The following is a 26,471-nucleotide window of genomic DNA, read 5'->3' on the forward strand; positions in this document are numbered from 1 at the left end:
AGAAAGCATCCTCAACATTGGAGTCCTCACACGAATGGCGCGTGCCCTTTTCCTGCCCCCGGGCGTGCGATTAGCGTCGAAAGGGTAAGTAACCACATCGGAATGTACAGAGATTCGCTGAGTCAGGGGAAACAATGACATCGAGTACTGAAACCGCAGAACGAACGACCGCCGAAACCTTATCGGCACAGGAAGCATCGAGCGAGCACGTAACCACGCAACTGCACGCCAGAGCGCTTCGCCTCCAATTGGAAAGTCGGCGCGCGGCGATGGGGATCGGGGTGGCCGCGATAGCGGCGATCCACGTTCTCGACCTTCCGGGCAAGCTCAAGGAAACGCCGTACCTCGGGTACCTCTACATTGTTCTCATTGTGGCGGCGCTCGTGATCGCGGAACGGCTGTTCACCGTCGCGACGAAGCTCGACTACCTCGCGGCCGGGGCCCTCGCGGCCGCGGTCATCGTGGCATTCGTGATCAATCGCACGGTCGGGATGCCGGGCGCGACGGACGACATCGGCAACTGGCTCGAGCCGCTCGGACTTCTCTCCCTCGTAGTTGAAGTGTTCGTGGTGTGGCAGTCCGTCGCCGCGGTGAGGGCGATACGTCGCCTCCGCGCACTCGAGATCGCCTGACCGAAGGGTCGCACGGCCGAACGGCCGCGTCAGACCGGCATCTCCCGAACACTCGGATATCTCGAATTCTGGGAATACCGGCCGAGGCGCGGCCGTTCGCTATCGCATGGCCATCAACGACATCCCCATCACCACCATCGACGGACAGACCACCTCGCTTGGCGCCTATCAGGACAAGGTGTTGCTCATCGTGAACGTCGCCTCCCGGTGCGGGCTTGCCCCGCAGTACGAGAAGCTCGAGGCCTTGCAGAAGAAGTATGGCGAGAAGGGTTTCACCGTGCTGGGCTTCCCCAGCAACCAGTTCCTGCAGGAGCTGAGCAGCGAGGACGCCATCAAGGAGTATTGCTCCACCACGTGGGGTGTCACCTTCCCGATGTTCGAAAAAATCAAGGTGAACGGCCGCTCGCAGCACCCGCTTTACGCGGAACTCGTCAAGACCGCGGATGCTGACGGCCACGCGGGCAAGGTCAAGTGGAATTTCGAGAAGTTCGTCGTTACCCCGTCCGGGGACGTGCACCGCTTCCGTTCGGCCACGGAGCCGGACGACCCGGCCATCGTGGGACTGATCGAGGAATCGCTCCCTCAGTAGCGAGCCGGGCTGTAGCGAGCCGGGCTCAGTAGCGAGCCGGGCTGTCCCTGCGCTCGCGCGGAGCGGCGGGGGGACCCCGCACAAGGTGTGTCAAGTCACGGACGCGCACGCCCGATCATCGGTCGCTCCCCCGCACCGGAAACCTGTAGTCATCGGGTGCCAGCCAGCGCACACCGCGGCGATGGCTGAGAAGGAAGCCGCGCACCCGCACGCCCGTTTCGCCGAATTGTTCGTCGATGGCCCGTGCCCACGCCGTGTCGGCCGGGGTGACGGCCTGGTCGGCGAACCGCTCGATCACGACGATGACCGAGGACGCGGCCACAGACTCCATGGCGGCGGAGATGCCCTCAGCGAGGGTGCTGACCGATGCGTCCGGACGAGTCGGCGGATCTCCGACGGGGATGATGAGCGGCAGTTGGACCTGATGCTCGTCGAGGAAGAGGAACCAGAGCTGCCTCCGGCAGGCGCGCCCCACGAGAGCGGAGACCCTCTGCTCGACAAGGGCGTCGGTGGTGAGCGGCTGCAGGAGCGACTCGTTGTAGGTCGGTGGCTTCATGGCGCAATGATGGTCGCCGCGGTGACACGGCGGAGGCTCCCGGGCGGGATCGGTGCACGGGCAGCGCCCAAAGCGTAACTGGGAGGAGGAGGCCGCCTGCACGCAGCCGAGGACCGTCGATCTGATTCCCGTCGCGAAGCGTCAGCAGCGTCGTGCGTTTGAGCGGCAGCGGAGCGGGGCGGAGAGCTTCCTCGCGTCGTCGCGTCCGACGGATGAGGCGTGGGTGACGAGGGCGACGACCGCGGCGCCCCCGGTGCGGGCGCGAGGCGATCCCGTCCGTCGCCGGGCGCTCGGTCAGTTCGGGCCGGGGACGCTCGCGAAGACGAGGGACACGGCGCCCCACCAGACGAGCAGCTCGACCACGATGCCGGTCAGGGGCAGCCACCAGGTCATCCGTCGTCGCACCAGGCGAACGACCGTGAGCACGAGGGTGACGAGCATGACGACGCTCGGCCCGATCATGGCGATGAGCCAGCCGCCGGTGAGCTGCGGCAGGTTGCACTCCCTGCTGCCTCCGCACGAGTCGGCGGCCATCACGAGGAAGATCGACGACAGCGAGACGAGCGCGCCGATCCCGAGCCCGAGCAGCGTGAGCAGGATCGACAGCACGAGGTCCCAGACGATGATGGGGCGACGCAGGGCGGGAACGATGACACTCACTTCTGGTTGACGCTCACTTCCGCTCGACGGTGCCGGTCGGATCTGGCGGCCGGATGCTCCACCCTACGACAGGCGTCGTCGGATCAGTCCGTGGAGTACCAAGAGGGATCGTCCGCCTCGCGATCCTCCGATTCCAGGGCCCCGTCCGGCACGTACGCGCCCACGATCGCCTCGAATTGTGCCGTCGTCGTCGGCACCTGGAGGAGCGGCGTCGGAGCGTCGTCGAAATGCTTGCCCATGGCTCTCGTCTCTCACTGGGGTTGACCGCTCTCGGCGGCAACAATTCTGCTGGTCATTGCACCCTGCGCCACTGGGCCCTGTTGCCGCAACGGTTGTCACATGAACACGGGGTGAATTCGGAGGGGATTCGGTGCTACCAAGACCGGCTCAGACGCCGCCTCCGCCCCCGCCGCCTCCCCCGCCGCCAGACACCGCACCGCCACCCGATCCGCCGCTCGACGCACTGTAGGCGGATGAGGCGCTCACCGAAACCGAGCCGATGCTGTTGGCGAAGAGCGCGGCGTTGAAGGCGCTTCGGCCCGCGTACCAGGTGGGCTGCTGGCCGAGCTCCTCGTAGTAGCGGCCGAGCTCCCTGGCCCACTCCTTCTCGTTGCCGAACAGGACGGCATAGGGAAGCAGCCTCTCGTTGAGCTTCACGAGCTGGGCCTTGTCGTCGGTGGCTATCGGCGCCCGCTCTGCGCCCTGCGGGGACTGGAGGTAGCGCAGCCGGTCGGCCTCGGCGAGCGAGATGTACATGTCCAGGCCCTTGAGGTACTCGCGCAGTTCCGCGCCTCGCGGCTCGAGCGGAACGTGGGAGACGGCGACGACCGTGACGACGAAACCGAGGATGCCGACGCCGATGAACACGCCGGGCGCGATGCCTCCCACGGCGTCGCCGAGGGCCAGGGCACCGAAGAGGAAGCTGACGGCGCCAGCGGCGACGGAGGCCGCGACGACCAGGAACATGCGCGCGGCGGGGAGTCGTCGACGGTACCCGTCGGATGTCGCATCCGAACGCACCCTGCGCATGAGGGCCGTGATGCGTTTCACAGCCCGCTGGTCGGGCTTCTTCAGAGTTCGCTGCTCGCCCGGGGTGAGCGAATCCCCGAAGAGCGCATGCAGGAATTCCGTCTCGTCGGGGTTGGCCCCCTTGGCAGTGATGAACTCGAGCGCGAATCCCGGCTTGCTACTGAAGCCGGTGGGCTCCACCTCCAGCACGCGCAGCCTGCCAGACACCGCGAGGTCGAGGATCTGGGCCGGGTTCGCCTTCGCCGCCTTGCCCGCGATCGTGGAAGACAGAAGCAGCGGCACTCCCTTCGGCGGAAGGTACTCGGGAATGATGATGCCCCGGCCGGGTGCATCGCGCAGGCGGGTGAGCCTCAGCACGATGGCCCCGATCGCCGCAGCGATCGCACCGAGGGCGCCCAGCAGCGACAGGCTCGGCCAGGGGGCGGCGAAGAACCCGCTGTCACGCGGGGTGAAGGTGCCGGGGGCGAAGCCGATTGCGAAGGTGAGATTCTGCCGCGGTCCGAGGTTCTTCGCCGTGAAGGCGAATCCGTCGTCGGTCCTGGCGATCGTCGCCGGGCCGGTTGCGCCCGCGACGCCGGAGGCGGCATCCGCCTTGCCCGTGAGTCTGGGCAGGAGCGACGGCGCCAGGTGCACCGTGGCGGTGACCTCCCCGAACGGCTGTGCCCAGCCGGTACCGTTGGTGTCCCAGTAGAACTCGTCGGCCTTGGTGTCGGCGAAGTAGCGGGTCACGTTGTGCTGGGTGTAGGTGATCACATAGGTCTGCGAGCCGTGCACGAATGAGTCGGCGGCGATCGTCACGTCGAGGAACTCGTTGTTGCTCTTCGTCGTGAAGCCGCGCGGCCTGCCGTTGCCGTCGGTCACCGACGCGATCGCGAGGTCGGTGGGGTGCCCGTCGTAGGTGTCGACGAGCTCCCGGCGGATGCCGTGGTTCTGATCGGTCTGCGGGAAGACCGCCACGAGGGTCTCGACGACAGTGAGCACCGAGCGTCCAGCGTCGTCCCGACCGAGTGTGTACTGGCCATCGAAGCTCGAGAACGAGAAGTCGTCGACTCCGGCGGAGGCGGGGGCCGCGACCCCGAGCAGGATCGCCGCCGCGAGCATCGCCGTGACAATGAGTCGCTTCATGGCTGCCAGCGTAACGGCGTTCGCGGACGGCGACAGGCCTTACGGCTCATGATCCACGGGTGACTTTCGGCCCACGACGCGGTGCCGGGCGCTGTCAGGGTAGGGAAGGGTCGAGCGGCCCGTGCACCGAGCCTGAGGAGGAGCAATGTCAGTTCTCATCGCCTACGCGAGCAAGTACGGTTCGACGGCGGAGATCGCCGAGCGCATCGCGGGGAAGCTCTGCGATCTCGGCCAGAACGCGCTCGCCGTGCCCGCCGAGGCGGCCGGCGACCCGACCGCCTACGACGCGATCATCGTCGGCAGCGCGGTCTATCTGGGCTCCTGGCGCAAGGAAGCCACCGACTTCGTGCGGCACAACCGCGCGACCCTGTCCGCTCGCCCCGTCTGGCTGTTCAGCAGCGGGCCGCTCGGCACGGAAACCACGGACATCAACGGCAAGGACCTCGAGGTCGAGGCCAGGCCCAAGGAGATCGATGAGTTCGAGAGCGAGATCTCCCCGCGGGGATCGCACGTCTTCTTCGGCGTGCTCGATCCAGAGAAGCTCGCGGGGCGGGACCGGCTCATGCGGCGGTTGCCGCCCGTGCGAGAGATCCTGCCCGAGGGCGACTTCCGCAACTGGGACGAGGTGGATGCATGGGCGACCTCGATCGCCGACGAGCTCGCCCGGTCCACACCGTCGTCTACCGAGTGAGCACTGCGGCGACCTCGGGGATGCGGTCGATGTAGCCGGCGAGCAGGCTTCGCGCCACCGTCACGGAGTCCACCAGCGGGTGCAGGGCGAAGGCCTTGAGGGCCTCATCACACGACCCCGTGATGGCGGCGGAGATCGTGTGCCGCTCGACCGCCTTCACCTGCTGCATGAGACCGATCTGGGCGAGTTCCGGCTGCGCGGTGGTCTGCGGATGCACGCCGTTGGCGTCCACCGTCGTCGGCACCTCGATCACGGCATCCGCCGGAAGCCCCTGGATGGTCGTGCCGTTGCGCACGTTGAGGATCATGGTCGCCCGCTCGTTGCGGGTGATCGCGGCCATCACGCCGAGCGCCACGCCCGCGTAGCCCTGGTGGCTGGGGTCCGTCTCGTGTTCGCGCGAGCTCGTCGGTGCGCCCTGCACGCCGCCCTTCGCCTCGGCCATGTAACTGGCACTGCGCGTCTCGACGGTCTCCCGCCACAGCTCAGCCGCCCCGTTGCCCGCCGCGATGGCGCGGTCGAAGAATTCGCCCTGGGTCTTCGCCAGGAAGTCTCCGCGCGTGATCTTCGAGTCCACGATGTTCCGCACGGCGTCGCGGTTGAAGTAGTAGTAGTACAGGTATTCGTTGGGGATCGCGCCCAGGCTGCGGATCCAGTCCGTGCCGAAGACGTGCCCCTCTTCCATCAGACCGAGTTTGGCGTCATCGGCGAGCAGTCCGGGCAGCACGTCCTCGCCGTTGTACATCACGCGGCGCATCCAGCCGAGGTGGTTGAGGCCCACGTAGTCCATCTGCACACGGGTGTGGTCGAGGCCGAGGAGCCCGGCGACGCGGCGGCCGAGCCCGGATGGCGTGTCGCAGATGCCGAGTACCCGGTCGCCCAGCACCGACTGCATGGCCTCGGTGATGATGCCGGCCGGGTTGGTGAAGTTCATCACGTAGGCGTTCGGCGCGAGCTCGCGCACGACCCGGGCGATGTTCATCATGACCGGGATGGTGCGGATCGCGTAGGCGAGTCCGCCCGGTCCCGTCGTCTCCTGACCGAGCAGGTTGAGATCGAGTGCGACGTGCTCGTCGCAGCGGCGGGCCTCGAGTCCCCCGACCCGGATCGCGGCGAAGACGAAGTCGCTGCCCTCGATCGCTTTCTCGAGCGACAGCGTGGGGACGAGCCGCGGGGCGTCCTCGAATCCGGCCGCGAACTGTTCGAGGATCGCCGTCATCGACCGGAGCCGGTGCTCGTCGACATCGTAGAGCGCCACCTCGGTCACCCGCGGAAAGCCGCGGTCGCGAAGCAGGGCCTGGTAGACGTACGGGGTGCGGAAACCTCCGCCGCCGAGGATGCACAGTTTCATGCGATGATCACCTTTCCACCGGCTTCGCGGCATTTGTTCAGGGTCTGCTCGTTCGCGCCGGCGGTGGTGATGACCACGTCGACGTCGGCAAGGGAGCACAGCCGAAGGGCGCCGTTGCCCGGGAACTTGGCTTCGGAGGCGAGCAGGACGACCTTGTCGGCCGATTTGATCATCAAGTGTTTGATCGGTGCCTCGACCGCCATGTTGTCGACGACATGGCCGGAGGCCCGCACGCCGGTGCAGCTGAGGAACACGATGTCCGCGCTCACCTGGGCGAGGGCGAGTTCCGTGAGAGAGCCCACGAAGGAGCGATAGTTGCGTCGGAGAACACCCCCGAGCATCACGAGTCTCACGGTCGTGTCGTCCCTCAACTCGTCGAGAACGGCGAGGTTGCTGGTGATGATGGTGACCGGCCGACCGCGCAGCTCACGCGCGACGAGCGGCGTGGTGGTTCCGATATCCAGGATGATGACGCTCTCGTCTTCGACGAGGGCCGCCGCCTCCCGGGCGATCGCCTTCTTGAGCTGGAGGTCGGTGTCGATCGCGAAGGTGCCCTCGAGCGGGTCCTCCCCCGGTTCGCGCACGGTCTCGCCCGGGCGCAGCACCGCTCCGCCGTAGGTGCGGGTGAGTTCGCCGTTGCGGTCCAGCATGTCGAGATCGCGGCGGATGGTGGATTCGCTCACATCGAGCGCGCGGGCGAGTTCACTCACCGAGGCACCGCCGCCGGAGCGAAGCGCCTTGACAATCCGGTCCTGCCGCTGTTTGCCGATCATGGGATCAGCCTACGGGACGGATGAAGGAGTTTGCTCGTTCATGATCGAGTTTCTGGGCCAAGATGGTCAAACTTTACAAACTTGACGCAGTTTCGACGTACGATCGTCACATCAGATCCGCAGACTGGATAAAACCTGCGCAAACTCGATCACCGATGATTGCGCCGATCTCATACCTCTGGAGTCTCGTGCTCAGTGAAGACTCGGCAACCGCCGCGACGCCACACCTCGACCTGCTCTTCGCAGGGTCGGTCTTCTGCGATCTCGTCTTCGCCGGTGTGCCGTTGCCGGAGCCAGGGGCGGAGGTGTTCGCCGACGCGTTCATGCTCACCCCGGGCGGCACTGCCAACCGGGCCGTCGCCGCCTCCCGGCTCGGAGCATCCACCGCCCTGCTCTCGCAACTCGGCGACGACGCCCTCGGCAGCCGGGTCGATGACATCCTCTCCGCCGAGCCGGAACTCGACCTCACCTGGCTGAGAAGGGTCCCCGGATTCCAGAGCCCGGTCTCGGTGTCGCTCACCGGGCAGCACGAGCGCAGCTTCATCACCTACGAGGAGGATGCGCTGCCGCTCGACTGGCCGGAGGACGGGCCCACCGTGGGTGCGACCCACGTGGGAGTGCAGGCGGAGCTTCCCGCCTGGGTGCGGCGGATCCGGGCGGAGGGAACCGTCGTCTTCGGCGGCGTCGGCTGGGATTCGAGCGGTGAGTGGTCGCCGTCTGTGCTGCGAAGGCTGCGGGAGATCGACGTCTTCGTGCCCAACGACCTCGAGGCGATGCGGTACACCCAGACCGACAGCGCCGAGGATGCGGCACGGGCGCTCGGCGAGTACGTCGACCTGGCCGTCGTCACCCGAGGCGCCCGAGGCGTGGTCGCCTTCGAACGCGCGACCGGCACGCTCACCGAGGTGGACACGATCGTGGTCGACACGATCGACCCGACCGGGGCCGGTGACGTCTTCGTGGCCTCGCTCATGGCGACCGAACGGTTCGGTTGGCCGCTCGACGTGCGACTCAGGCTCGCCTGCCTCTGCGCCTCGCTCTCGGTGCGCACACTCGGTGGCGCGGCCAGTGCGCCCCGCCCGGCCGAGATACTGCGCTTCCTCGACGCCGAGGCTCCGGTCGGCGACTGGTCGATGATCCGCCGGTGGGCCGAGGCCGCGGCCGACGTGTCGGCGGCATCCGTGCAATCGCCCTCCCCCGAGCTCCACCACTCCACTCACCATGCCGGACCCATTCACACCCCCGAGGAGAACCTATGATCCGCCATCCGAAGAAACTGACGGTCGCGCTGGCGGCAGCAGTCGCCATCGCTCTCACCCTGAGCGCGTGCGCCCCAGGGAGTTCCGCGACCACGACCGGCTCGACCGGCCCGGTCTCGAAGGACGTCGCGGGTGCCGGAAAGGTGTCGATCACGGTGTGGGACCAGAACACCGACGGTGGCATCGACGTGGCCCAGAAGAAGCTCAACGCCCAGTTCGAGAAGAAGTACCCGAACGTGACGATCGACCGGGTGAGCCGCTCCTTCGCCGACCTCAAGACCACCCTCAAGCTCGCGCTGACCTCGAAGGATGCCCCGGACGTCGTGCAGGCGAACCAGGGTTACCCGGACATGGGCGCGTTCGTCGGCGGCGGGCTGCTGCGCCCGGTGGACGACTACTCGACCCTCTATGGCTGGGACAAGTACTTTCCGAAGCAACTTCTCGACCTCAACACCTTCTCCGCCAACGGCAAGGATTGGCAGACCGGCCACCTCTACGGGGTCTCTCAGACCGGCGAGATCGTGGGCGTGTACTACAACAAGAAGATCCTCTCCTCGCTCGGCCTCACCCCGCCGAAGACGATCGGCGATTTCGAGACCGACCTCGCCGCGGTGAAGAAGGCCGGCATTCTGCCGATCGCCTACGGCGACGTGGAGAAGAGCCCGGGCATCCACCTCTACGGGGTCGTGCAGGCCGCGATCGCCGGCTCGAAGGCCGTGAACAACCTCGTGCGCGCCAAGAGCGGCGCGTGGACCGACACGAGTTCGGTCGAGGCGGCCACGATTCTCACGAACTGGGTCGACAAGGGCTACCTCACGCCGGACGCCAACGGGATCTCGCGCGACGACGCCCTCGCCGCCTTCATGGCGGGCAAGGCAGCGTTCACCATCACGGGAACCTGGCAGCTTCAGACAGTGACCGAGGGGCTCGGGGCCGACGCCGGCTTCCTCGCGCTCGGGCCGAACGGCTCGACCACTCCCGTGACCACGGGAGGCGAGGGCCTGGCCTGGGCGATGACCTCGGCGACGAAGCATCCGGATGTCGCCGCCGCGTACATCGACTTCGTCAGCAACGCGAAGGCCAGCCAGGTTCTCGTCGACACCGGGAACCTCCCCACAGTGCCGCCGGCCGACTGGGCGCCCGCCAAGGGCACCCTCGCGGCGGACGTCGCGAGCGAGTGGAAGCGCGTCAATGCGAGCTCCGGCCTGGTGCCGTATCTCGACTACTCCACGCCCACCTTCTACGACACGCTGACCGCCGCCGTGCAGGAGCTCACCGCCGGGAAGGCGACGCCGCAGCAGTTTGCCACGACGCTCCAGGCCGACTACGCGGCATTCACCGGTCGCTGACATGCGCCTGGCGACCACGAACCGCACCATACCGGGCGCGAGCACCACTCGCGCCCGGTCGGGCCGTCGACCGCGCGTGCAGTGGAAGGCCTACCTCTACGTGCTGCCGGCCTTCGTCGTGTTCGCGGTCTTCCTCGGCATCCCCGTCGTGCAGACGGCGCAGTATTCGCTCTTCGAGTGGAACGGAATCGGGCCATCCACCTGGGTGGGCCTGCAGAACTACGTCGCTCTCTTCACCGACGTGAAGTTGCGGGACTCCTTCCTGCACGCCGGGGTGATGATCTTCTTCTACTCGGTCGTGCCGGTCACCCTGGCGCTCGTGCTCACCGCCGTCATCTCCCGCGCCGCCCACCTGCGGGGCATGTCCGTATTCCGCACCCTGCTCTTCCTGCCCCAGGTGGTCTCCTCGGTCGTGGTTGCCACGACGTGGATCTCGATCTACTCCCCCGAGGGTCTCGCCAACCAGGTGCTGCGCGCCATCGGCCTCGGCTCGATCACCCGGGCGTGGCTCGGCGACTTCGACACCGCGCTGCCGGCGATCGGCCTCATCGGCAGCTGGCTCGGCATCGGGCTGTGCCTGGTGCTGTTTCTGAGCGGCGTCGCCAACATCCCCCGGGAACTGTTCGAGGCCGCACGCATGGACGGCGCTGGCGCCCTTCGCGAGTTCTTCGGCATCACCCTCCCCGCTCTGCGTGGCCAGATCGCCGTGGCTCTCACGCTCACCGTGGTCGCGGCCCTCAAGACCTTCGACCTCGTCTACGTGACCACCAGGGGCGGACCGGGAAACAGCACATCGCTGCCCGCCTTCGAGGCCTACAACCGGGCATTCACCACCGGGCAGGTCGGCTCGGCGGCGGCCGTGGCGATCGGGCTGAGCGTGCTCATCCTCGTGATCACCGCCGTCATCCAGAAGATCCAGCCGGAGGATGTCGAATGAGAATCGCCCGGCGGGAGGCCGCGCTCAACTACCTCGTACTCGGTGTCTTCAGCCTCTTCGCCGTCGTGCCGATGGTCGGCGTGCTGCTGTCGGCGGTCACCCCGACCACCGATCCGCAGGCCGGCTTCCACCTGCCCTCGAGCTTCGACCTGGGCAACTTCGTCGAGGCGTGGAACCGCGGCCAATTCTCGACCTACCTCCGCTCGAGCCTCACCGTGACGATCTCCGTCGTGATCCTCACGAGCATCCTGAGCATCTTCGCCGGCTTCGCCTTCGCCCGCCTGCACTTCCCGGGCAAGAACGTGCTGTTCTTCCTGCTGCTCGCCGGGCTGATGCTCCCCGCCGAGGCGTTCATCATCCCGCTCTACTACGACCTGCGCGGGGCCGGCCTCACCGACAGCTACTGGGCACTGATCCTCCCGCAGACCGCCCAGTCGCTCGCCTTCGGAGTGTTCTGGATGCGCAACCAGTTCCGCACCTTCCCCGGCGAGATCATGGAGGCCGGAAAGATGGATGGCGCGAGCGACCTGCGCGTGCTCTGGCGCATCGTGGTTCCGCCGTCGGTGCCGGCGATCACGACGATGTGCCTGCTCGTGGCGATGTGGACGTGGAATGAGTTCCTGATCCCGCTCATCATGGTCTCGAGCGAGAACTTGCGCACCGCGCCCCTCGGGCTCGCCTTCTTCCAGGGTCAGCACATCACCGAATACTCTCTGCTCGCCGCGGCGGGAACCATCGTGGCATTGCCGATCGTGCTGCTCTACTTCTTCCTGCAGCGCCGGTTCATCTCCGGCATGCTCAACGGGATCTCGAGCCGCTGATCCCGACCGGCGTCAGCCCGGCGGGAACGGCACATCGATAGCCTGGCGCGCGAGCAGGGCCTCGCCCGCCACGGTGACCGACACCAGCACGGGTCCGGGCGCCCGGCGGAGCAGGTCCAGGATTCGGGCGGGGTTGGCGTCGGCGTAACGGTCGTGCGCGTCCCGCACCTCAGACCGCCGGCCGAAGACGGCATCCGCCTCGTCGAAGAACAGGATGGCGCCGCCCCGATCCGCGCGCTCGAACAGCCCGGCGAGGTTGTGCTCCGTCTCGCCGATGTACTTGCTCACGACCTGGCCCAGATCCACGTCGAGCAGTGGGCGCCCGAGAGTGGTCGCGATCGCGGCTGCCGCCGCCGGCTTGGCTGCGGCATCCGCGCCGGAGAGCACGGCTATCACCCCCGGCCCGGCGACTGCGGTGAGGTCGGCGATCGACGCCGTGGCAGCCCGCACACCGACCGTGCTGAGATCGACGGTCGCGATTATCACGAACGAGAGGCGCATGGGCGCGTCGGAGGCGATCCAGAGCGCGGTGTGCTCGACGATTCCGAGGGACGTGGTGCTGAGGCGTACCTGCCGAACCATCCCCGACGGCAGGGTCACCGACATCACCGGGTTGTTCTCTACGGCGCCCCGCGACGCCCCGTAGAGTACCTGGCTCGAGGCGTCCGGATCGGTCTTATGCGCCGGATACGCGGTGACCAGGTAGCGAAGTTCGGTGCCGATGACGCTGCCGGGACTCGCGGGCTCGCCGCCGACGCGATAGCGGGTGGGAGCGTCCTCGTAGAGGAAGAGGTTGACGGATGCCCCGGACTGGCCGGCGCGGGCGGTGACCGGCATGCGGGCCGTGACCTCTGCCGGTGCCGTCGTGCCGGCGATGATGTCCGCGATGCCGGCGGTGACGGCGGCGATGGTCTGCCCATAGTCCGTGAGGTAAGCCATGCCCGATGGTATCGCCGAGCCGGGTTCCTCCGCTCGGTGGCGGAGCACGTCCCGGCCCGCGCGGCGGGCTACTCCGTCCGCGGCGCGGCCGGCAGCTCCACGAGGGTGATGAACGCGCTCAGTCGGGCCACGCCCTCCGGCGTGGGCGGAAGGTACTCGGTGAGCGCCGGCGAATAGACGAGGTAGGCGGCCCACTGCGCGCGCGAGATGGCCACGTTGAGCCGGTTCGCGAGCAGCAGGAACTCGAGACCGCGGGGCACGTCGTCCGCGGACGACGCGGCGAGGGAAACGATCGAGACCGCGGCCTCCTTGCCCTGGAACCGGTCGACAGTGCCGACCGCCACCTTGCCGAGGCCGGCCGCCGTCAGGGCCGTTCGCAGGAGCGCTACCTGGGCGTTGTACGGCGCGACGACGATCACGTCGTCCTGGGCGAGCGGCGCCGTCGTGCCACCGCTCGCCCACGGCCTGCCGATCACGTCCCGCACGAGAGCGACCACGGCATCCGCCTCCTCGGTCGACGAGGTCGAGTTGTCGACGTGGGGCACGGCCACCGGGTGCAGGCCGGGCTCGACGCCGTGGAGGCGGCGGTCAGACGGGTGGGAAAAGAGCTTGCCCTCGTAGGAGAGCGCAGACACCGGCGCGCACACCGCGGGATGCATGCGCCAACTCGTGTCGAGGAAGTAGCCGAGGTCGGGCGGCAGCACCTGATGACCGTCGGCGAGCCAGCCGAGCGCCGACACGTCGACGGGTTCTGGATGCGTGCCCTGGCTCACCTGCGGAAGCTGCTGCGGGTCGCCGAGCAGCAGAAGACGCTGCGCGGATACGGCCGCGGCGATCGTGCTGGCCAGCGAATACTGCCCGGCCTCGTCGACCACGAGCAGGTCCAGCGAGCCGCGCGGCACCGAGCCGGCGTTGCTGAAGGTCCAGGCCGTGCCGCCGAGCACGAAGCCGCCGGACTGGCGGCCGAAGCCGGCGGTCGTTCCGTCGGTCGGGCCGGTCCACGGCACCTCGACCTGCTCGTCGCCGCCCTTGGGCTTCTTGCCGATCAGCTCGGGGTCGAGGCCGGCCTTCACCACGCCCTCGAGCATGTTCTGCACCGACGCGTGCGACTGCGCGACCACGCCGACGCGCCAGCCGTGGTTGGCCACCAGATCCGCGATGACCCTCGACCCGGTGAACGTCTTGCCGGTGCCCGGCGGCCCCTGCACGGCGAGGTACGACCGGTCGAGCCCGAGCAGGGTGTCCCGGATCGCGGAGGCCGTGTCGCCGTCCGTGACGGGAAGGAGCGCGCCTCGGGGCGGTACGCGCCTCAGGATGTCGAGCGCTGCATCCGGCAGCGCCCGCGGGAGAGCGTCGAGCACCTCGCGACCCCACTCGGAGATGGCGCCGACCTGGCTGCCGGGGTCGGGCGGCGTCGCCGGGGTGAGAGCCATGGGCAGCTCGGAGTAGCGCGGTGCGCCCTTCTCGAGCCGTTCCTCGACGAGGAACCCGCTCCCGCCAAGGTCATCGACGACGATCGCACGGTTGTGGGCCGTGCGGGACCCGGGCGCCGAACTCCGGGCGATCGGCGGGTAGGGCGCGTCGTAGAGCAGAAAGGGCTTGCCGCCGATCCCGAGGGAGCTGCCAGGAGCGAGCGTGCCGGTGAGGCGAAGGAGGCGACGGTCGGAGAGCTGCCTGCCCTCGCGATACCAGTCCCGTTCGATGCCGGCCGACGAAACGACGAAGACGTCACGAGTGTCGGCCCAGTCCTCGACGGGAGTGGCCAGGCGGTTGAAGTGATCCCACCAGAAGCTCTTGAGTTCGCGCCGGTGGTAGTCGATCGCGGCAGAGGCGAGGGCGAGGGCGGTCTGATCCGTCGTGCGGTCGACCGGGGACGTGTCGGCGAGCAATTCGACGAGTTCGAGATACACCGGGTCGGGCTCGCGGGCAGGAACGTCCAACTCGAGGTCGCGAGGGGTCGCGAGCGGCACGGCGTTCTCGGTGGCGCGGGCGAGAAGCCAGTCCCGCAGCCGAAGCGTCGAGACGCAGTCATACGCGTTGTAGCGGGCTATGTCGTCGAGAACGACGGCGGCCTCTGCCGGCTCGCCCGCATCCCGAAGCTCCTGATAGTGCACGTATTCCGCAATCGAGTCCGCGGCATTGTCAACACCTTGACGGGCTTGGTCCATGTAGAGGGGCTCGAGCTTCTTGAGCGAATAGCTGCGGCTGCCGATCCTCAGCGACTGCTTGACCACCGGGTAGAGGTCGACGAGCACGTTATTGCGAAGCAGGTCGTCCACGACCTCCTCGCCCACGCCGTGGCGCGCGGCGAGCGAGAGCAGGTGGGTGCGCTCGTAGGCGGCGTAGTGGTAGACGTGCATCCCGGGGTGAGCGGCCCGCCGCGCGGTCACATAGGCGAGGAATTCGTCGAGGGCACGGCGCTCCTCGGCGAGGTCGTGCGCCCAGAACGCGCGGAAGGTGGTGTCGGTTTCCACGAGTCCGAACAGGTAGTCGAGGCCCCACACCGGGCCGTCCTGGTGGAGCGGGTCGCCCTCGAAGTCGAAGAAGATGTCGCCGTCGTCCGGCGCGGGAAGCGCCGCGAGGGCGAGCGGGTTGATCACCGTCCAGGCGGGCCCGGCACCCGAGTGCGTGTCGAGCTGCAGCGTCGCCTGCTGCCTCAGGGCGGCGAGCGTCGAATCCGAGATTCCGTCCACGGCGCCGGATGCCGCGGCCAGCGCGTCGATCGTGGTCACGCCAGCGGCGCGCAGCCTCGCCCGCTGGCTCACGCGCAGCCCGGCGACCAGCAGCACGTCCCGGGTCGACTGCACCTCGGCCTCGCAGGCGTCGCATCGCCCGCACGCCGCGTAGCGCGGGTCGCCCCAGCGCACGGGTTCGTGGGCGGCGAGGCGTTCCTCGATGATCGCGCCGAGAAGCCCGCGGCGACGGCGATACACCGGCAGGATGTCGCCCAACCGGTGCTCGCTCACGCTTCCGTCGCCGAGGAGGAGCTCCACGGTGTCGCTCACCCGCACTCCGATTCGGTCAAGTTGCTCGGCGTAGGCGGCGAGCTGCAACAGCGCGGTGACCTTGGCGTGCCGGGCGAGCTTGGTGTCCTGCACACGGTATCGACCGTCGGCTGTGCGCACGATGAAGTCCGCGAACCCGACGAAGCTGCCGTCGAAGAACGTCGCCTGGAAGACGACGGCGGCCCCACTCGCGAAGGCCGCACCGGTGGCGGCGACCGCAGCCTCGAGCGACCCGGGGTCCCGCAGGTCCGGTCGCTCCACCTCGACGACTCCCGCACCGAATCTCTCGCGGTACGCCTCCAGGACTCGCAGCTCGTGCGCGTCGCCCAGACGAGACGTGCGGGCGAGCATCGCATCCGGCTCGACCTCGGCCGCCTCGATGCGGCCGAGACGCACATCGATCGCCCGGGCGAAGGCGAACTCGCAGCTGGAGGCCGAGGTGAGATCGCTCGCGCTCGTGACCACGGTGCCATCGAGCAGGAACATGCGCAGACTCCCCTGGTGTCGAGCGAGTGCCCGGTGCGCGGGCCGCTGCGGTGGTTGCAGCAGGTCCGTGGATGAAGACTAGCCCGAGGGTCCGACGCCCGGCCGGGCGACCGCTGGCGCCCCCGACCGAGGCTGTGCGGGCGACTACACCGCGCTCGACTCCGCCCACAGGTTGATGCCCATGTCCACGGCGTGCTCATCGATGGCGGCGAGCTCCTCGGCGGTGAAGGCCAGGTTGCTCACGGCCGCGAGATTGGCCTCGAGCTGCTGCACGGACGACGCGCCGACGAGCGCCGATGTCACGCCGGTGTTGCGCAGAGTCCAGGCGATGGCGAGTTGGGCCAGGGTCTGGCCGCGGCCCGCGGCGATGTCGGTGAGGGCCCGGATGGCGGCCAGGGTGTCTTCGTTGATCATGCTCTTCTGCATCGAACCCGCGCGCGCGGCCCGGGCGTTCTGCGGAATTCCCGCGAGGTAACGGTCGGTGAGCAGGCCCTGCGCGAGCGGCGAGAACGCGATGCAGCCGACGCCGAGCTCGCCGAGGGTGTCGAGCAGGTCATCCTCGATCCAACGGTTGAACATCGAATAGGAGGGCTGGTGGATGAGCAGGGGCGTGCCGAGTTCGGCGAGGATCGCGGCCGCCTCCCTGGTACGCGCCGGCGAGTACGAGGAGATGCCGGCGTAGAGCGCCTTGCCCGAGACCACGGCGGAGTGCAGCGCGCCCATCGTCTCTTCGAGCGGGGTGTTCGGGTCGGCGCGGTGCGAGTAGAAGATGTCCACGTAGTCGATCCCCAGGCGCGCCAGCGACTGGTCGAGGCTCGCGGTGAGGTACTTGCGCGACCCGAAGTTGCCGTACGGACCAGGCCACATGTCATAGCCCGCCTTGCTGGAGATGACCAGCTCGTCGCGGTAGGGCGCGAAGTCACGCCGCAGGTGCTCGCCGAAGTTGGCCTCGGCGCTGCCGTAGGGCGGCCCGTAGTTGTTCGCGAGGTCGATGTGGGTCACGCCGAGGTCGAAGGCGCGACGCAGGATCTGTTGCTGGCGCTCCATCGGAACGTCGTGGCCGAAGTTCTGCCAGAGCCCGAGCGACACGGCGGGCAACTGAAGCCCGCTTCGTCCGGTGCGGCGGTACGGCATGAAGTCATAGCGGGAGTCGGATGCGAGATAGGTCACCAGTCCATACTGCCTGACCGATGACCGGGCCGCGCGTCCTAGGTGTGCTGGTCGTGCGCGATCTCGAAGTCCGACCCGGGCTGGATCACGCTCTCGTGGCCGTCGTCGAATCGGATCACATACGGTGGCCCACCGCCCTCGCCCCGGACCTCGATGACCTCGCCGTGGCGATCCGGTGATTCGACCGTGCGTCCGCGAATGACGATTCGGTCACCTGTTTTTGCCTGCATTGCCAACACCTCCAGACTGTCAGGGTACGCCGATGGACGGCCGAATCCACAGGGCCTTTCGACCTTTGCGGCCGTGCGGCGCAGGCACAAACTTGGGTCATGGCCGCCATTTTCGAGGACCGCTCCGACGCCGGGGCACGTCTTGCCAGCGCCCTGGCGGACTATCGCGGTTCCGACACGGTCGTGCTCGCGATTCCCCGCGGTGGGGTGCCGGTGGCGCGCCGTGTCGCGGATGCGCTCGGGGCACCCCTCGACATCATCGGCACGCGCGGACCGCGTCGCTCGTCGGAGTCCACCGCGACACCGACGCCCGGCGAGGGGCCGCACCGGGACCCCGCTGCCGGGCCGGATCTGCCCGGTGCTCGGGACCTCCCCGGTGCTCGGGACCTCACGGGCGCGCGGGTGATCATCGTGGACGATGGCGTGGCAACCGGCGCGACCGCGCGGCGAGCCTGCCGCACTGCGCGCCGACTCGGCGCCCTCGAGGTCGTGCTCGCCGTACCGGTCGCTCCGCCCGAGTGGACTCGTATGCTCGCGGGCGAAGCCGATGCCTTCGTGGCGGTCGCCACCCCGCATCCGTTTTGGTCGGTTGGCCAGTGGTACACGCGCTTCGACCCTGTCACGGATGCCGAAGTGGCGGCCTGCCTGGTGGCCGCCGGGCCAGAATCCGGGCGAGCCAGTGCCGCTGTGGCCAACTTGCGCGTACAGTGCGAATCAGCATACGGACACGGTGAACAGCACACCCCGGGGGCTCAGATGACAGCGAACTCGCACCTCGAGTTGCGGTGAGATCAGATGAGCGCGCCTGCCCTTCCCTCACGGTTGCCCCCCTCGATCGGGACGGTGTCCGTCACCGACTTCGACTCGCGGATCGGCGTGTTCGGCTCCGCGCTGGGCTTCCTGTTCTTCAGCCTGTTGGCGGGTCTGCTCGTGGCCTCGCTCGCCGTGCCGTCCATCATCGTGGTGAGTCGAGGGGCCAATTTCACCGTCGGCTACTTCGACTCCCTGCCTGACTACCTCACCCTCGACCAGCAATCCCAGCGCAACACCATCTACGCCAATCGTGATGGCCAGCCGGTGCCGATCGCCAGCATCTACGACCAGAACCGCGAGGTGGTGGGGTGGGACGCGATCTCCCAGTACATCAAGGATGCGACGGTCGCCGGCGAGGACCGTCGCTTCTACCAGCACGGTGGGGTGGACCTGAAGTCGGTCGTCAGGGCGGCCGTCGGCAACATCGTTCACAAGGGGATCACGAGCGGCAGTTCCACCATCGCGATGCAATTGGTGAAGAACACTCTCATCCAGCGGGCCCTGCAGATCGAGGACCCTCGCATCAAGAAGATCGCCTATCAGGCGGCGATCGACGACACGCTCAACCGCAAAATCCGGGAAATGAAGCTCGCGATCGGACTCGAGAAGCGCTACTCGAAAAAGGAGATCCTGCTCGGCTATCTCAACATTGCCGGCTTCGGCGGGACCACCTATGGAGTGGAGGCCGCAGCGCAGAAGTACTTCAGCGTGAGCGCGAAAGACGTGACTCTGCCACAGGCGGCAAGCCTGATTGCGATGGTGCAGCAGCCGAACCTCCGCAACCTCAGCAGCCCGACCCTGTACGCCGCAAACAAGGTGCGGCGGGACTTCATCCTGGGCGACATGCGTGACCTGGGGTACATCACGACCACCCAGTTCCGTGAAGCGGTGGCGACGCCGATCCAACCCAAGCTGCAGGGGCCGAGCAATGGCTGCCTCTACGCCAGCGACGCCAAGTTCGCTTGCGATTACGCGCAACGGCTGGTGCCCACTCTCGATGCGCTCGGCCCGACCGAGGCCGTTCGCAAGGTGGCCTGGGCGAGAGGCGCGTACAAGATCTACCTGAGCATCGACCTCAACCAGCAGGATGTCGCCCAGCAGGCCCTGAATGCCAGCGCGCCGGCAACCGAGACACGATTCGCCCTCGGGGCGTCCGCCGTCTCGGTGCAACCGGGCACCGGACGCATCCTGGTGATGGCGGAGAACAAGGAATTCGACAATTCGGGCGCGGGAAGCGGCTCCACGGCGACGGCGGTGAACTACAACACCGACAGGAACTTCGGAGGGTCGTCTGGGTTTGCGACCGGATCGACCTACAAGATCTTCACCCTCACCGAGTGGTTCCAGCAGGGGCACACCCTCAGCGAGGTGGTGGATGGCACGGTCCGGCCGTTCCCCATGCAGAGTTTCAAGGCCTCCTGTGCACGGTTCTCGGGCAAGCCGTACTCGCCGAAGAACGACTCGCCGGGCGAGGGTGGGCCGTGGACGATCGCCGCGGCGACCAACGCATCGGTCAACGTCGCCTTCATTACCATGGCCCAGAAGCTCGACCTGTGCCGCATCCGCGCCGCGGCCATGGCGATGGGAGTCCATCGCGCCGACGGGCGGCCACTCGACGTGTACCCGTCGGCGACGATCGGCACCAACGAGATCGCACCGCTCTCGATGGCGGGGGCGATCGCCACAATCGGCGCGAACGGCACGTACTGCGCGCCGACGATCGTCGACAAGGTCGTCGGACCCGACGGCAAGGAGGCCTCGGGGCAGCCCCGGCAGTGCTCGAAGGCCATGGAGCCGAACATCGCCAGCACGGTCGCCTACGCGCTGTCCGGGGTGATGAAGGTCGGGACCGGGCGGGCAGGAAACCCGGAGGATGGTGTACCGATCGTGGGCAAGACCGGCACGACCAACTACGCGGACCAGAACTGGCTGATCGGCACCACCACCAAGGTGGCACTCGCGGTGTGGGTGGGCAACACCGATGGCGGGCAACGCAACCTGAGGCACATCACTCTCGCGGGCACCAACGGCTACAACACCAAGTTCAATATTTTCCGCACCACTATGCGTTCGCTCGATACGAACCCGGAATACCGGGGAGGGGCATTCCCCGGGCCGGATCCCGCTCTTGTGCGGTAGTCGTCTTCGCGGGTCCGCGCTTCGTCCTCGTGGAGTGACTTAGGGCAGGGGGCCGAGGCCCCCTGTGTTCGGGGGTCTTTCGACCGTCGTCAATCGGTAGTCGGTCGATTCTTGGCGGTCTCGGGTCGCCGCCATCAGCTCAGCCCTCGGAGACGGTGTTCGGCCTCCGTAATGTCCCGCGACGCCCCGCCGCGCCTTGCCGAGAACGTTGCAGCGGACCGGTTGAGTCCCTGAGAGTTGTAGGCGCCGGCGGCGGGCGCTGTGGTCGAATCCGCTGGTCGGCAGTACCGGGCACGTCTCGTGCCGGTCCAGGTGAGAAGCCTGCCTGGCCCCTCTCGAGCGCCTGCCCGAGACCCTGCCCAAGACCCTGCCCAAGACCCTGTCGAGCCGATGACCGAGCCACTGCCCAGCCGCCGACCCCTACCCTCCACCCGCGGCCGGCGATGTCTCGGTGGAGAACGATGGGCCTGCGCCGGAGGGTCTTGCACCGGATTGGCCTGCGCCGAATTGGCCTGTGCCGGACTGGCTCGACCGGAAACCTCGTTCCTCGGCCCGACCCGCCGGTGGGTCGACAGCACGCGACTGGGCAGCGCGGGAGGGCAGATCCCACAGGTCGGGATTCTTGCTGGGGAGCGGAATCCTCACCTGAAGTGGGTCGACACTGCGAGGCGGCACGAGCCAGTAGCTTCCGTGCTCACGAACTATTTCCCAACCGTTGTTGTGCAGGAGGAGATGATGTCGGCGGCAGAGCAGCACGCCGTCAGCGACATTGGTGTTGCCGCGATCTCGAGCCCAGAAGTTGATGTGGTGGGCCTCGCAGAACGAGGGAGGCCTGCCGCAGTTCGGGAACAGGCAACCTCCGTCGCGCACGGCTAGAGCTATGCGCTGCCGGCTGGTGAACAGACGCTGGTCACGCCCGACATTCACGCACTGACCCTCGTCATCGAACGCGACGGGGACCGCGCCCGTGTCGCACAGGTACCGTTCGACGGTCGCGATCGAAACCGGATCCAGCACTCCCTCGATTCGGCCGTGGCCCGGTTGCGGGGATGAAGGCGAGATCCGCGTGGTGTGCTCCGCGCCCCTCGCAGGATCGTCCGCCGCCGCGCGAACGGCGTGGTCGGTCACGATGATCCGTACGCTGGGGCGACGGTGACCGACCATTGTGGCCGGGTTGATGTCGAGCGCGCTTCGAAAGAGATCGAAGAAGGCGTCGGCTGCAATCTGTTCGTTGGTGCGTGAGTCCGCGAGCAGGGCCGTCGCCTCGCGCTGGGCAGCAGGATCGGTGAATCGCGGCCCGCCCCGGCGCGGCCCGAGCGCGTCGTGGTACCAGGCGAGCAGAGGTTCGCCCTCTTCGGGATGGGCGACCAGGCTGGTCTGGATCATCCCGTCTCGGCGCCTCCATACCCGCAGGGAGCGCTCGCCATATTGCCGCGCTTCGCGCTCGGAAATGCCTGCCTCGTCGATCTGGTCGCGGACCTGTCGAGCACGCCGGAACATCTGGTCGGCGTTGCGGGTGGCGGCGTCCGAGATGAGCCGTTCGCAGGCCTCCCTCACGACCGAGTTAGGAACGCGATCGGCGATCTCAGCGAGTGTCGTGCGGATGGCTTCCGCGACGTCGAGCGCAAGCGCGCTGTCCGAGACCGCACGGGCGATCGGCGAGTGCCAGGACGGCCCCGATGGCTCCGCCTGCTCAGGAACAGGTTTGGTCGCGGATCCCTCGGCTTCCTCTGCCGCCTGGCTCTCCGCCATCAGCAGACCCACCTTGACCAGCTTTGACGCCTCGGAGCGCGACGACCCGGACAGGGACTGGATGAGCTCCTCAGGGCTGAAGAAGCCCTGCTTCTGGGCCAGTCCGAGGTAGCCGAGTCCGTGTGAGGATCGCCGCGCCAACTCCCCCGCGATCCAGGCGCCGTGGAGATCAACCTGATGTTTCAGCGCGCTGTGCCGACGCTGCACCTCGAGAAGGGTGACGTCGTCGAGTGCCACGAAGTCCTCCGGGCGCCACCCCAACTCGGCGACGCTGGCGGCCGCTCGAACCAGGTGGGAGGAGGAGAATTCCATGAACCAATTTTCTCACATTCGAACATAGATTCGACGAGACCGCCCCAAATCTGTGGAGAAGTCTTATCCACAGATCGGGAAAGGAGAGGAGGCGCGAGAGCAGGACGGGCAACACAGGACGGGCAACACAGGACGGGCAACGCAGGACGCCAGCGAGAGGGCGCGAAGCCAGAGACCCAGGAGAGTCGGACCCGCACGCGAGCGGCGCAGCACGACGGGTGCGCAACCCGGGAGCGGCGCAGCACTACGGGTGCGCAACCCGCGAGCGGCGCACCACGACAGGTGCGCCACCCGGCAACGCCGCACGACGACAGGTGCGTCACCCGGGAACGACGCACCCCGACAGGCGCGCCATCCGGGAACGCCGCCCCACGCGAGCGTGCCTATACGTGTACCCCCTCCGCGGGTAGACCGATCGGGTGTTGACCAGTGCTGTGGCTAGTCGTAGGGTTCGAAGGGTGAGTCGCGGGCAGGCTCGGTACGTTCTTGAAGACGGGATTCTCACAGAGGAGACATCGTGATTCGACGCGGATTCGTTGTGCCGGCAGCCATTGTCGCCTTCGCCCTTGCGGCAGTGTCCCTCGGCACATCCACTGCCACGGCGCTGCCCGGTGCGGCAGGAACGGAAGCCGTCGGATCCCCCGGCGTCGTGGGTCATCAGGGCCAGTCGCGCAAGGACTGCGTGGGCACCGCCCGCAACACCGAATCCAGGATCTGGTTCACCGTGGCGAACGGCATCCTCTCCGACGTCTACGCCCCGACGGTCGATGCCACGAACGTGGAGACGATGCAATTCCTCGTCACCGACGGGTCGACATTCACCGATCTGCAGGCCCGAGACATGACGTACACCGTGTCATCCGATCCGACGGGCATGGTCTGCACCGTGACGTCGACGGCGAAGAGTGGCAAGTACAGGCTGGTGAACACCTACCTCACCGACCCCTCCCGCAACAGCGTGGTGGTGAGCACGAGGCTCGTCGGGCTCGCCCAGGGGTCGAAAGACTTCAAGCTCTTCGTGCGGCTGGATGCGAATGCCGGCGGCAATGGCGGTGGAGGGTCGGCGAACGGCGGGGCGGATACCGCCGTCGTCGACATGTCCACCGGATCCGCGGTGCCCGTCTCGTTCGACACGAAGACCACGAGCCAGGCCAACCGCACCGCCTACGCCGTGCCGTCCTATCTCGCGCTGAAGGCCGATCGGCCATTCGACACGGTCGGCAGCGGATTCGTCGGCACCTCGAGCGACGGTCTCACCCAGCTCGATTCCGCCCACGCGCTCGGGCCGGTGGCGACGACGGCGACCGACGGCAACGTCGAACAAACGGCGGGTGTGCGGCTGGACCGCGACGGCCGGGCGACGATCGCCCTCGGTTTCGGCACGAGCCAGGTCGATGCGGTGAAGACCGCGAGCGACACGGCGAAGACCTCGGTCGCTCGCCTGACCGCGGGCTACCTCTCCGGCTGGGCGCGATACGACGCGGCCCTCACTCCCCCGATCCTCACGGCGAAGGGTCTCACGGGCACGCAGCGTCTCACCGCCATCAAGAACTACTACCAGTCGGCGAATGTGGTGAAGGCATCCGAGGACAAGAAGTATCCGGGAGCCATCGTCGCCGGTCTGGATGCCCCGTGGGGCCAGTCCATCCCGGCCAACGACCCCAACAACCTGTTCGTCGGCGGCTACAAGGAGGTGTTCGCGCGCGACCTCTACGAGGCGTGGACCGCGCTCTACACCGACGGCGACACCCAGACCGCGCGGGACACCGTGCGCTACCTGCTTCTGAAGAGCCAGCAGGCGAACGGGTCGCAGCCGCGCAACTCCCTTCTCGACGGCACGAAGGCCGCCGACGCGTTCAACGACCAGCTGGACGAGACGGCCTATCCCATCCTGATGGCGCTTCAGTCGGGCCTCGCCGGCGATAACGCGCTCTGGCCGAAGGTGAGGTCCGCCGCGAACTTCCTGATCAGCCACGGGCCGAGCTTCGGAGTGGAGCGCTGGGAGGAGCAGACCGGGTACTCCCCCTCGACGATCGCCGCGGAGATCGCCGGTCTCGTCGCCGCCGCCACCATCGCCGATCAGCACAGTGACCCGGCCAGCGCCCGCGTCTGGCGCGCCACGGCGGACCAGTACCAGCGCACGATCAAGGCCTGGGGCGTCACGACGAACGGCCCGCTCTCGGCCGATCCGTACTTCATCCGGCTCTCCAAGACCGGCGACCCGAACGCGGCGATCAGCTACAACGTGGGCAACGGCGGCCCCACCCTCGACCAGCGGGCGGTGGCGGATGCCGGTTTCCTCGAATATGTGCGTCTCGGAATACTTCCCGCGACCGATCCTGTGGTGCTCAATTCGCTCACCGTCACCGATGCCACCATCCAGCGGCCGACCGACAGCGGGGCGGGCTGGCTGCGGTACAACGGCGACGGCTACGGCGACTGCCTCGTCGGGGCGGGCACGAGCTGTGCGGTGACCGGGGCGCCTTGGACCAACAATTTCTCGGGCCTCGGGCACCCGTGGCCGGTGCTCGGCGCCGAACGTGCCCAGCAGTACCTCGCGCAGGGCCAGGCGAGCGCGGCCTCCGGTGTTCTGCTGTCGATCAACCGGATGAACTCGGGCCCGGGGCTCGTTCCCGAACAGGTCTGGGACCGAGCGGATGTGCCGGCCTCGCCCTACGGGTCGGACCCGGCGACGGCCTCCATCGGCTTCGTCAACGGCAAGGCGGACGGCTCGGCCTCGCCTCTCACCTGGGGCTCGGCGTCTCAGGTGCGGCTCACCGCTGACCTCGCGGCCGGCCGCAGCCTCGAGCAGCCGGCCCAGGTACGCGACCGCTACGTGACGCACACGCAGGGCGCGACTCCGCTCACCGTCACCTCCCCCGTCGACGGTTCGGCGACCGGCGCCACCACCACCGTGGCGGGCACTGCGGCGCCCGGGGCGACCATCGACATCGCGGACGTCGCGACCGACGCCAACAGCGCCACGACGCTTACGAAGACCGCCGCCGCCGCGGACGGCTCGTTCAGCGTGGACGTGACATCGGCGGCGGGCACCAATGTGTTCGTCGTTTCGAGCACGACCAAGGACGGCACCGCGCAACTCGTTCGCTCCGTCGTGAACGACGTCGTCAACGGCACGCTCATCTTCAGCGCGGACGACCCGACCGGCGACGACAACGGGCCGGGCAACTACGCCTATCCCACCGCCGGTGACTTCCACGCCGGTGCCTTCGATCTCACGAAGTTCCAGGTCTACGACACCGGCTCGACGGTGACGTTCCGCGTGCAGACCCGTGACCTCACCCCCACATTCGGCTCGTCGAACGGGGCCCAGCTCGTTGACGTCTATGTGCACGCTCCCGGTGCGTCGCCCACGTCGACAGCCTCGTCGTACGACGGCATGAAGTACGCCGTGTCGCCGTGGAGCAGACTCATCGAGGCGCAGGGCTTCGGCAACAACCGGTTCGTCGACACGACGGGAACGAGCGCGGGCACGGTGACCGTGGCCGCCAACTCGGTCTCGCGTTACATCACGTTCAGCGTCGACACGGCCGCGCTCGGTGGTACTCCAGCGAGCGGGTGGACTTTCGCCGTTGCCCTCACCGGTCAGGACGGCACTCACGGTTTCGACCAGACCCGCGCGTTCACCAGCACGCCGGGCCAATACAGCTTCGGTGTCTGCGCCACGGCCAGCGCTTCACCGCTCTGCACGGCCGATCCGAATTCTGTTCCCAAGGTGCTGGACACGATCACTCCGAGCGGAGTGAGTCAATCGACCGAACTCGACTACACGGCGACGACCCCGGTGACGCTGCAGGCGCTCGTGATTCCCTAGCCTGGGACGCCTAAACTGGGC

Annotated in this window: 21 protein-coding genes; 10 read left to right on the forward strand and 11 right to left on the reverse strand. The window is 67.8% G+C overall.

Annotated features, from left to right (window positions below; translation table 11 throughout):
* Nucleotides 1-281 precede the first annotated feature (281 nt).
* Together FVP33_RS03030 and FVP33_RS03035 are read left to right on the forward strand one after the other, a co-directional pair.
* The gene (locus FVP33_RS03030; RefSeq protein ID WP_147782159.1) at nt 282-632 is read left to right on the forward strand and encodes a hypothetical protein; all 351 of its coding nucleotides are present in this window, start codon (nt 282-284) and stop codon (nt 630-632) included.
* A 106-nt stretch (nt 633-738) separates the two neighbouring features.
* Nucleotides 739-1,221, forward strand: coding sequence for a glutathione peroxidase (locus FVP33_RS03035; protein ID WP_147782160.1), 483 nt, complete (start codon nt 739-741; stop codon nt 1,219-1,221).
* A 115-nt stretch (nt 1,222-1,336) separates the two neighbouring features.
* Here FVP33_RS03035 and FVP33_RS03040 read toward each other — a convergent pair whose 3' ends face one another.
* The 4 genes from FVP33_RS03040 to FVP33_RS03050 all read right to left on the reverse strand — a co-directional run bounded on the left by FVP33_RS03040 (nt 1,337) and on the right by FVP33_RS03050 (nt 4,591).
* Complete coding sequence (locus FVP33_RS03040) at nt 1,337-1,777, reverse strand: hypothetical protein (protein ID WP_147782161.1); 441 nt, start codon at nt 1,775-1,777, stop codon at nt 1,337-1,339.
* Between the two features lie 294 nt (nt 1,778-2,071).
* Entirely contained in the window at nt 2,072-2,479 is a 408-nt protein-coding gene (locus FVP33_RS03045) for a DUF6264 family protein (RefSeq protein ID WP_281289363.1), read from the reverse strand.
* Between the two features lie 41 nt (nt 2,480-2,520).
* Entirely contained in the window at nt 2,521-2,676 is a 156-nt protein-coding gene (locus FVP33_RS19405) for a hypothetical protein (protein WP_187270559.1), read from the reverse strand.
* Nucleotides 2,677-2,824: 148 nt separating this feature from the next.
* Nucleotides 2,825-4,591 (reverse strand): DUF2207 domain-containing protein, encoded by a 1,767-nt coding sequence (locus FVP33_RS03050; RefSeq protein WP_147782163.1) that lies wholly within the window; start codon nt 4,589-4,591, stop codon nt 2,825-2,827.
* Nucleotides 4,592-4,736: 145 nt separating this feature from the next.
* On the opposite strand from FVP33_RS03050, the gene FVP33_RS03055 reads away from it, so the two are divergent.
* Nucleotides 4,737-5,282, forward strand: a complete 546-nt coding sequence (locus FVP33_RS03055; protein ID WP_147782164.1) for a flavodoxin domain-containing protein — start codon at nt 4,737-4,739, stop codon at nt 5,280-5,282.
* Here FVP33_RS03055 and FVP33_RS03060 read toward each other — a convergent pair.
* Nucleotides 5,272-6,630: a 6-phospho-beta-glucosidase gene (locus FVP33_RS03060; protein ID WP_147782165.1), complete on the reverse strand. Its 1,359-nt coding sequence runs from the start codon at nt 6,628-6,630 to the stop codon at nt 5,272-5,274. The genes FVP33_RS03055 and FVP33_RS03060 overlap by 11 nt on opposite strands.
* Nucleotides 6,627-7,403, reverse strand: a complete 777-nt coding sequence (locus tag FVP33_RS03065) for a DeoR/GlpR family DNA-binding transcription regulator (protein ID WP_147782166.1) — start codon at nt 7,401-7,403, stop codon at nt 6,627-6,629. The genes FVP33_RS03060 and FVP33_RS03065 overlap by 4 nt, the downstream gene beginning before the upstream one ends.
* 155 nt (nt 7,404-7,558) lie before the next feature.
* Between FVP33_RS03065 and FVP33_RS03070 the strand changes: the two genes are divergently transcribed.
* Genes FVP33_RS03070 through FVP33_RS03085 form a run of 4 tightly spaced genes read left to right on the forward strand, consistent with a single transcriptional unit; the run spans nt 7,559 to nt 11,769 of the window.
* Nucleotides 7,559-8,662, forward strand: a complete 1,104-nt coding sequence (locus FVP33_RS03070) for a carbohydrate kinase family protein (protein ID WP_187270560.1) — start codon at nt 7,559-7,561, stop codon at nt 8,660-8,662.
* A complete protein-coding gene (locus FVP33_RS03075; protein WP_147782168.1) occupies nt 8,659-10,011 on the forward strand; it encodes an extracellular solute-binding protein in 1,353 nt (450 codons plus the stop codon). The genes FVP33_RS03070 and FVP33_RS03075 overlap by 4 nt, the downstream gene beginning before the upstream one ends.
* 1 nt (nt 10,012) lies before the next feature.
* Nucleotides 10,013-10,948: a carbohydrate ABC transporter permease gene (locus tag FVP33_RS03080; RefSeq protein ID WP_147782169.1), complete on the forward strand. Its 936-nt coding sequence runs from the start codon at nt 10,013-10,015 to the stop codon at nt 10,946-10,948.
* Nucleotides 10,945-11,769 carry a carbohydrate ABC transporter permease gene (locus FVP33_RS03085; RefSeq protein WP_147782170.1) on the forward strand — a complete coding sequence of 275 codons (825 nt, stop codon included), beginning with the start codon at nt 10,945-10,947 and terminating at the stop codon, nt 11,767-11,769. The genes FVP33_RS03080 and FVP33_RS03085 overlap by 4 nt, the downstream gene beginning before the upstream one ends.
* 12 nt (nt 11,770-11,781) lie before the next feature.
* On the opposite strand, the gene FVP33_RS03090 is transcribed toward FVP33_RS03085, so the two are convergent.
* From FVP33_RS03090 to FVP33_RS03105, 4 genes are all read right to left on the reverse strand, one after another.
* Nucleotides 11,782-12,708, reverse strand: coding sequence for an AAA family ATPase (locus tag FVP33_RS03090; protein ID WP_147782171.1), 927 nt, complete (start codon nt 12,706-12,708; stop codon nt 11,782-11,784).
* Between the two features lie 68 nt (nt 12,709-12,776).
* The gene (locus FVP33_RS03095; protein ID WP_147782172.1) at nt 12,777-16,199 is read right to left on the reverse strand and encodes a TM0106 family RecB-like putative nuclease; all 3,423 of its coding nucleotides are present in this window, start codon (nt 16,197-16,199) and stop codon (nt 12,777-12,779) included.
* A 144-nt stretch (nt 16,200-16,343) separates the two neighbouring features.
* A complete protein-coding gene (gene mgrA, locus FVP33_RS03100; protein ID WP_147782173.1) occupies nt 16,344-17,369 on the reverse strand; it encodes an L-glyceraldehyde 3-phosphate reductase in 1,026 nt (341 codons plus the stop codon).
* Between the two features lie 38 nt (nt 17,370-17,407).
* Nucleotides 17,408-17,599: a DUF1918 domain-containing protein gene (locus FVP33_RS03105; protein WP_147782174.1), complete on the reverse strand. Its 192-nt coding sequence runs from the start codon at nt 17,597-17,599 to the stop codon at nt 17,408-17,410.
* Nucleotides 17,600-17,698: 99 nt separating this feature from the next.
* Between FVP33_RS03105 and FVP33_RS03110 the strand changes: the two genes are divergently transcribed.
* Complete coding sequence (locus tag FVP33_RS03110) at nt 17,699-18,388, forward strand: phosphoribosyltransferase (protein WP_147782175.1); 690 nt, start codon at nt 17,699-17,701, stop codon at nt 18,386-18,388.
* 54 nt (nt 18,389-18,442) lie between these two features.
* Nucleotides 18,443-20,551, forward strand: coding sequence for a transglycosylase domain-containing protein (locus FVP33_RS03115; protein ID WP_187270561.1), 2,109 nt, complete (start codon nt 18,443-18,445; stop codon nt 20,549-20,551).
* Between the two features lie 420 nt (nt 20,552-20,971).
* Here FVP33_RS03115 and FVP33_RS03120 read toward each other — a convergent pair whose 3' ends face one another.
* On the reverse strand, nt 20,972-22,615 hold the full coding sequence (locus FVP33_RS03120) for a DUF222 domain-containing protein (RefSeq protein WP_147782177.1): 1,644 nt from the start codon (nt 22,613-22,615) through the stop codon (nt 20,972-20,974).
* 517 nt (nt 22,616-23,132) lie between these two features.
* On the opposite strand from FVP33_RS03120, the gene FVP33_RS03125 reads away from it, so the two are divergent.
* A complete protein-coding gene (locus FVP33_RS03125) occupies nt 23,133-26,450 on the forward strand; it encodes a glucodextranase DOMON-like domain-containing protein (RefSeq protein ID WP_222706606.1) in 3,318 nt (1,105 codons plus the stop codon).
* Nucleotides 26,451-26,471: the final 21 nt, after the last annotated feature.

The organism is Lacisediminihabitans profunda (assembly GCF_008040105.1).
Lineage (GTDB): Bacteria > Actinomycetota > Actinomycetes > Actinomycetales > Microbacteriaceae > Lacisediminihabitans > Lacisediminihabitans profunda.